This window comes from Kineococcus vitellinus (assembly GCF_009906315.1).
Lineage (GTDB): Bacteria > Actinomycetota > Actinomycetes > Actinomycetales > Kineococcaceae > Kineococcus > Kineococcus vitellinus.
This window is the reverse complement of sequence record NZ_JAAALL010000231.1, coordinates 1-7,102: the sequence shown is the minus strand read 5'-3', so window position 1 is coordinate 7,102 and position 7,102 is coordinate 1. Positions and strand designations below refer to the sequence as shown.

The following is a 7,102-nucleotide window of genomic DNA, read 5'->3' as shown; positions in this document are numbered from 1 at the left end:
CCCCCACCCTGCCCGAGGCCGACGTCTCCGACCTGACCATCGAGGGCGGGCCCACCGGCAGCGTCCGGGTGCGCATCGTGCGCCCCAAGGGTGCCACCGGCCTGCTGCCGGTCGTCCTCTACGTGCACGGCCTCGGCTGGGTCTTCGGCGGCCCCGTCACCCACGACCGCCTGGTCCGCGAGATCGCCGTCGGCGTGAACGCCGCTGTCGTCTTCCCCGACTACGACCTGGCCCCCGAGGCCAAGTACCCCACGCAGATCGAGCAGGTCTACGCCGTCGCCGACTGGATCGCCATGAACGGCCCCGAGCAGTCCCTGGACACCACCCGCATCGCGGTGGCCGGCGACTCCGTGGGCGGCAACATGGCCACCGTCGCCACCCTGCTGGCCAAGCAGCGCGGCGGCGTGGAGTTCAAGGGCCAGCTGCTGTACTACCCCGTCACCGACGCGAACTTCGAGACCGGCTCCTACGAGCAGTTCGCCGAGGGCTACTTCCTGGCGCGCGAGGGCATGAAGTGGTTCTGGGACCAGTACACCACCGACCCCGAGCAGCGGGCGCAGATCACCGCCTCCCCGCTGCGCGCCAGCACCGAGGAGCTGGCTGGGCTGCCCGAAGCGCTGGTCATCACCGGTGAGGCCGACGTGCTGCGCGACGAGGGCGAGGCCTACGCGGCCAAGCTGCGCGCGGCCGGCGTCCCGGTGACCTCGGTGCGCTACAACGGCATCATCCACGACTTCGTCGGGCTGAACCCGCTGCGGCACACCTTCGCCGCCCAGGGGGCCATCACCCAGGGCATCGCCTTCCTCTCCGGCGTCCTCGGCACCGACTGAGACGCGGCGGGGCTCGCGCGGCTCGGGGGACGTCGCGACGGCGCCGGGTGGCCGGCCGGGACCGGGGGACCCCGGCCGGCCACCCGGCGCCGCGGGCCCTCCCGCCGGCTTGACCTGGAGCGCGCTCCAGGGTCCAGGCTCCTGTCCGTGGTCGGCGCCCGGCTCGCCCCGGAGGGGACGGGCGCGGCCACCGGTGGACGTCGCAGGTCGAGCGAGGAGCGAGAAGGATGAGGACGACGGAACTGGGTTCGCAGGGCCTGACGGTGTCGGCCCAGGCGCTGGGGACGATGGGGATGAGCGTCTGGTACGGCCCCCGCGACGACGCGGAGTCCGTCGCGACCCTGCACCGGGCGCTGGACTCCGGTGTCACGTTCTGGGACACCGCCGAGGCGTACGGGCCGTTCCGCAACGAGCAGCTGCTGGCGCGGGTCCTGGCGACCCGCCGCTCCGAGGTGGTCGTCGCGACCAAGTGGGGCACCGACTTCGCCCCCGACGGGACCTCGCTCGGGCAGGACGGCAGCGCGGAGCACTGCCGGCGCGCGATCGAGCGCTCGCTGCGGCACCTGGGCGTGGACGAGGTGGACGTTTACTACCTGCACCGCGTCGACCCGGACGTGCCGGTCGAGGAGTCCGTCGGCGCCATGGGCGAACTCGTCACCGCCGGCAAGGTCCGCTCCATCGGCGTCTGCGAGGCCGCGCCCGAGACGATCCGGCGCGCCCACGCCACCTCCCCGCTCAGCGTCGTGCAGTCGGAGCACTCGCTGTTCGCCCGCGACGTGGAGTTCAACGGCGTCCTGGACACCGTGCGGGAGCTGGGCATCGGCTTCGCCGCCTTCTCCCCGCTGGGACGCGGCGTGCTCTCCGGAGCCATCACCCGCCCCGACGACCTCGCCCACGACGACGCCCGCCGATCCCTGCCGCGCTTCTCGCCCGAGAACCTCGCCGCCAACGAGCGCCTGGTCGACGTCGTGCGCGCGCTGGCCACCCGCCTGCACGTCACGCCCTCGCAGGTGGCGCTGGCCTGGGTGCTGGCCCAGGGCGTGGTGCCGATCGCCGGCACCAAGCGCCGCCGCTACCTGCAGGAGAACGTCGCGGCGGACGACGTGCGGCTGAGCGCCGCCGACCTCGCCGAGCTCGACGCGGCGTTCACCCCCGGCGCGATCGCCGGTGAGCGCGACACCGCGGCCGGGCTGCGCGCCACCTACCGCTGAACCCGCACCGACTCCCACCGGCGCAACCCGCCGCTCCCGGACGACCGGAGGAAACCCCGTGCCCGCACCGACGCTGCTCGCCCGTGACGTCACCAAGTCCTTCCCCGACCGCGACGGCGCGGGCAGCACGCCCGTGCTGCGCGGGGTGAGCCTGGCGGTGCACCCGGGCGAGCTCGTCTCCATCGTGGGTCCCAGCGGATCCGGCAAGTCCACGCTGCTGCACTGCCTCTCCGGCCTGGAGGCCCCGACCTCCGGATCGGTGGAGATCGTGGGGACCCCGCTGACGGGGATCAGCGCCGCCGCGCTGGCGAAGCTGCGCCGCGAGCACGTCGGCTTCGTCTTCCAGTCCTACAACCTCATCTCCTCGCTGACCGCCTGGGACAACGTCGCGCTGCCGGCCCGGCTGGCGCGCCGGCGCGTGCGCGCCGAGGAGGTCGACCGCGCGCTGGCCCACGTGGGACTCGGCGACCGCGCCCACCACAAGCCGGCGGCCCTCTCGGGCGGGCAGCAGCAGCGGGTGGCGATCGCCCGCGCGCTGGCCGTCGAGCGGGACGTCGTCTTCGCCGACGAGCCGACCGGGGCGCTGGACACCGCCGCCGGCGCGCAGGTGCTGGCGCTGCTGCGCGAGGCGGCCTCGGGGCGACGTGCGGTGGTGATGGTCACCCACGACCTGGAGGCGGCCGCCACCGCCGACCGGGTGCTGGTGCTGCGCGACGGCACGATCCACGCCGAGCTGGTCGCGGCCGGCGCGGCGCAGGTGCTGGACGCCGTCACCCGCGCCGCGGCTCAGGTGTGAGCGTGGTGACGGGGACGGAGAGGGGTCCGGGAGCCCGGGCCCCCCGGGGGTTGCTGCAGCGCCTGGTCGTGGGTGAACTGCTGGCCGACGCGCGCACCTGGGTGGGCGCCGGGGTGGTCGCGGGCGCCGCGGCCGTCGTGGGTGCGGTCGCGGCGTGCCTGTTGCAGAGCGCCGTGCAGGTCGGCGGGACGCTCGGCGTGGCGCTGTACCCCGTCGTCGGCGTCGTCGTGGTCTTCACCGTGGTCGCCACCCTGGTGGTGCTCTCCTCGGTCGCGGCGCTGACGATCTCCTCGCAGCAGCGCTCGCACGCGCTGTGGCAGCTGATCGGCATGGGGCCGCGCCAGGTGCGCGCCGTCGTGCTGGCGCAGCTGCTGCTGGTGGCCCTCACCGGTGCGCTGGGCGGCACCCTGCTGGCCGCTCCCCTGGTGGTGCCGTTCTGCCGCTGGGTGCTGGCGACCTCCGACGGCCTGCAGCAGGTGCCGCTGGTGTTCGGGCCGCTCCCCGCGGCGGTGGTCGTCGTGGTCGTCACCGCGCTCGTCACGGCCGGCGGGCGGCGCAGCGCCCGCGCCGCCTCCCGCACCAGCGGTCTGCTGCTGGTGCGCGAGGCGGACCCGCCGCCGGCGCGCGTGCGCCGCCGCCGCTGGGCGGGTCTGGCGCTCCTGCTGGCCGTCCTGGTCCCGTTGGTGCTCAGCGCGGGCGGCACGCCGCTGGAGCAGGTGCTGGTGCCGCTGACGCTGGTGGGGCCGCTGCTGACCGCCCTGGTCGTCGCCGCGGGGCCGCTGGTGTTCGCGCCGTTCCTGCGCGCGTGGACCTCGCTGGTGCCCGCGGACGCCTCGGCGTCGTGGTTCCTGGCCCGCGCCGCGGCCGCGCACGGCACCGCCCGCGCCAGCGCGACCACGAGCCCGCTGGTGGTGGCGGTCGCGTTCCCCGGCGCGCTGTACGCGGTCACGGACACCGTGCGCGCCGCCGTCGGGGCGCAGACCGGCCGGCTGCCGCCCGCACCGCCGGTGCAGACGGCGGTCCTGCTCATCGGCGGGCCGCTGCTGCTGGCCGCCGTGGGCGCGGCGGCCACCGTCTTCATGTCCGGGCGGGTGCGCGAGCGCGAGTCCGCGCTGGTGCGCGCCGCCGGCGGCACCCACGGGGTGGTGCTGCTGGCGGCGGGGTGGGAGTCGGTGATCCACGCCGTGACCGCGACGGCGCTGGGGCTGGTGGCCGTCGTCGGGAGCGCGGGCGTCGCGGCGTGGGCCGTGGCACCGGCCGGCGCTGCCCCCGCGCCGCCCTCCTTCGGCGCGGGCGCCGTCGCCGTCACCGCGGGCGGGGGGTTGCTGCTGCTGCTGGCGGCCACCGTCCCCACGACGCTGCTGGCCCTGCGCCGGGAGGTGGCGCCTGCGCTGAGCGCGGAGTGAGCCCCGCCCGCCGCGGCGGCCGGCCCGGTGCCCCCGCGCTCAGCGGCTGCGCGCGGAGTCCCGGGCCTCGTGCTCGCCCAGCCGGCGCAGCGCGGCGCCCAACTGGTGGCGGCTGGCGATCCCCAGCTTGGGGAACACCTTGTACAGGTGCGAGGAGACCGTCCGGTGCGAGAGGTAGACCCGGTCGGCGATCTCCTTGTTGGACAGGCCCTCCGCGGCCAGCCGGGCGATCTGCAGCTCCTGCGCCGTGAGCGCCGGCGCGCTCGTCGCGGTGGAGCGGCCCATCGGGACGCTGCCCGCCGCCCGCAGCTCCGCGGCAGCCCTGGTGGCGTGCGGGCCGGAACCGGCGCCGGCCGCCTCGAAGGCGCGCAGCGCCTCGTCGAGGTGCTCACGCGCCTCGAGCACGCGCCGCTCGCGGCGCAGCCACTCCCCGAACTGCAGGTGCGTGCGGGCGAGTTCCAGCGGGGCGCCGCCGTCCGCTCCGGCCGCCAGCGCCGACCGGTGGTGCTCCTCCGCCCTGCCGGGTTCCAGCGCGGCCCGGCTGCGGTGCACGAGCACCAGCAGGTGGGCGGAACCCAGCTCCCGCGCCGCGTGCTCGACCTCGGCGACGACGTCCAGGGCGGCTCCCGGTTCACCGCAGCGCACGGCGGCCTCGGTGAGGTCGGCGACCGCCCACTGGGCGGAGGGCCGGTGCACCAGGACCCCGCGCAGCTGCGCGAGGGCCTCGCGGTCGCGGTGCTCGTGCAGGGCCAGCAGGCCGGCCGACCAGGAGGCGTTCGCGGCGGGCTGCGCGAGCGCCGAACCGGCGTACGCCTCCCGGCTGCGCCGCAGGGCCGCTGCCGCCTCGCCCGGGCGGCCGGTCAGCAGGTGCGCCCGGGCCAGGGTGGCCTCCGCCGACGCCTCGACGACGGGCAGCCCGAGGTCGCGCGCCGTGCGGCGGGCCGTCTCCGCGTCGGCGACCGCCTCGGGGACCTGGCCGGCGATCAGCCGCAACGTCGCCAGCGCGCTCATCGCCTGGCAGGCACCCGTGGGAGAACCGGAGCGGTTCAGCGCCTCGGCCGCCGAGGCCCAGGTGCTGCGCGCCGTCGTCAGGTCCTGCAGGAACTCCGCCGTCTGCGCCAGCGCGAACAGCGGCATCGCGCCGGTCAGCGACCGGGCCATCCGCGGCAGCCGGGGCAGCACCTCGGCGGCCTGGCCCAGCGGGTCGAGCACGGCCAGCCCCAGTCGCTGGTAGTCGTTCCACCCGCCCAGGTCGACCGCGGCCAGCTCGTCGTGGACCTCGCGCCACGTCGCGGCGTCCACGGAGACGTCCCCGCTGGTGCGGTTGACGACGCCGTAGGCCGCGGCGGCGAGGACCTGCACCCGCACCTCGGGCAGCTCCCGGCCCGAGGGACCGGCCAGCGCGCGGGCGAAGGCGAACTGCTCGGCGGTGTTGTCGGTGTCCCCGCCGACGAGGGCGCCGATCATCCCCCGCACCTGCGCCAGCTCGAAGCGCTGCTGCGCGGTCCTCGCCAGCGGCTCTGCCTCGCGCAGCACCGACTGCGCCTGCTCCACCAGCCCCGCCTGGCGGTACTGCTCCGCGGCCCGCACCAGCCGCCGCACGCGCTCCGCGGCATCGGGGGAGAACCGGGCGGCCCGGCGCAGGGCCGCGGCCGCCTCGGCGCCCGCCCCGCGCACGGCTGCGGAGGCGGCGGCCGACTCCAGCTCGGCGGCCACGGCCTCGTCGCGCTCCAGGGTCGCCGCCGCGCGGTGCCAGGCGGCGCGCCCGCTGTCGGTGACCGCGGCGGCCAGCGCCCGGTGGGCGGCGGCGCGCTCCGCCACGGGCGCGGCCCCGTAGACCGCCGAGCGCAGCAGCGGGTGGCGGAACCGCAACCGGTCCAGGACCACCGCGACCAGGTCCGCCCGCTCCAGCGGTGTCAGGTCCTGGGCGCTCACCCCGAGCGCGGCACCTGCGGTGAGCAGCTGCGGCAGCGAGGCCTCCTCCCCCGCGGCGGCCAGCAGCAGCAGGGTGCGGCTGCCCTCCGGCAGCTCGGCCACCTCGGACAGGAACGCCGCCTCCAGGCGACGGGTGGTGGGCAGCGGCCCGTCGCCGAGCCCGTGCTCGTCCCCTTCCCGGGCGCGCAGCGCGCTGGTGTACTCCCGCAGCGCCAGCGGGTTGCCCCCGGCCTCCCGCAGGACGCGGCGGCGCAGGGAATCCGGCAGCTGCGCACCCGGCACGGCGAGGGCGTCCAGCACCTGCTCGGAGTGCTCGGGCGACAGCGGCCGCAGGCGGACCCGCGCAGCGGCGGCGGAGCGCAGGACCTCGGTGCCGCTGTCGTAGGGGTCGGCGTCGTCGGCGCTGGTGCGGGCGGTGGCGACGAGCAGGGTGCGGGCACCCTCCAGGCGGCGGGCGAGGAACCCGATCACCTCGGCGCTGGAGGCGTCCAGCCACGGGGCGTCCTCGACGACCAGCAGCAGCGGCTGCGCGGCGGCGACCTCCTCCAGCAGGCCCAGCACGGCCAGGCCGATCAGCAGGCGTTCCGGGGTCGGACCGTCCTGCAACCCGAAGGCGGTCAGCAGGGCCTCGCGCTGACGCGGCGGCAGGGCCTCGACCTGGTCCAGGACCGGGTGCAGCAGCTCGTGCAGCGCGGCGAACCCCGCCAGCGCCCCGCCCTGCAGACCGGCGCAGCGCAACCGGCGGAAACCGGCCGCGCCGGCGACCCCGGCGAGCGCGGCGACCAGGGTGCTCTTGCCGATGCCGGCCTCGCCCTCCACCACGGCCACCCGGCCGGCACCGGAGGCCGCCACCACCTCCAGCAAGCCCCGCAGCTCGGCGAGTTCCCGCTCGCGCCCGATCACGCTCGTCCCTCCCACCCGACG

5 protein-coding genes are annotated in these 7,102 nt (G+C 77.0%); 4 read left to right on the top strand and 1 reads right to left on the bottom strand.

Annotated features, from left to right (window positions below; genetic code table 11):
• The 4 genes from GTQ99_RS17320 to GTQ99_RS17305 form a co-directional block, all read left to right on the top strand.
• The coding region (locus GTQ99_RS17320; protein ID WP_166616976.1) for an alpha/beta hydrolase at positions 1-830 on the top strand (830 nt) is incomplete at its 5' end.
• Between the two features lie 227 nt (positions 831-1,057).
• Positions 1,058-2,041 (top strand): aldo/keto reductase, encoded by a 984-nt coding sequence (locus tag GTQ99_RS17315; protein ID WP_166616975.1) that lies wholly within the window; start codon positions 1,058-1,060, stop codon positions 2,039-2,041.
• Between the two features lie 58 nt (positions 2,042-2,099).
• On the top strand, positions 2,100-2,837 hold the full coding sequence (locus GTQ99_RS17310) for an ATP-binding cassette domain-containing protein (protein WP_166616974.1): 738 nt from the start codon (positions 2,100-2,102) through the stop codon (positions 2,835-2,837).
• Between the two features lie 68 nt (positions 2,838-2,905).
• Positions 2,906-4,243: an FtsX-like permease family protein gene (locus GTQ99_RS17305; RefSeq protein WP_166616973.1), complete on the top strand. Its 1,338-nt coding sequence runs from the start codon at positions 2,906-2,908 to the stop codon at positions 4,241-4,243.
• Positions 4,244-4,282: 39 nt separating this feature from the next.
• Here GTQ99_RS17305 and GTQ99_RS17300 read toward each other — a convergent pair whose 3' ends face one another.
• Complete coding sequence (locus tag GTQ99_RS17300) at positions 4,283-7,081, bottom strand: helix-turn-helix transcriptional regulator (protein WP_338075059.1); 2,799 nt, start codon at positions 7,079-7,081, stop codon at positions 4,283-4,285.
• Positions 7,082-7,102: the final 21 nt, after the last annotated feature.

What these genes read in the sequence shown, in the direction of transcription:
- GTQ99_RS17315 (WP_166616975.1), top strand. Translation starts at nt 1,058, where the DNA reads ATGAGGACGACGGAACTGGGTTCGCAGGGCCTGACGGTGTCGGCCCAG.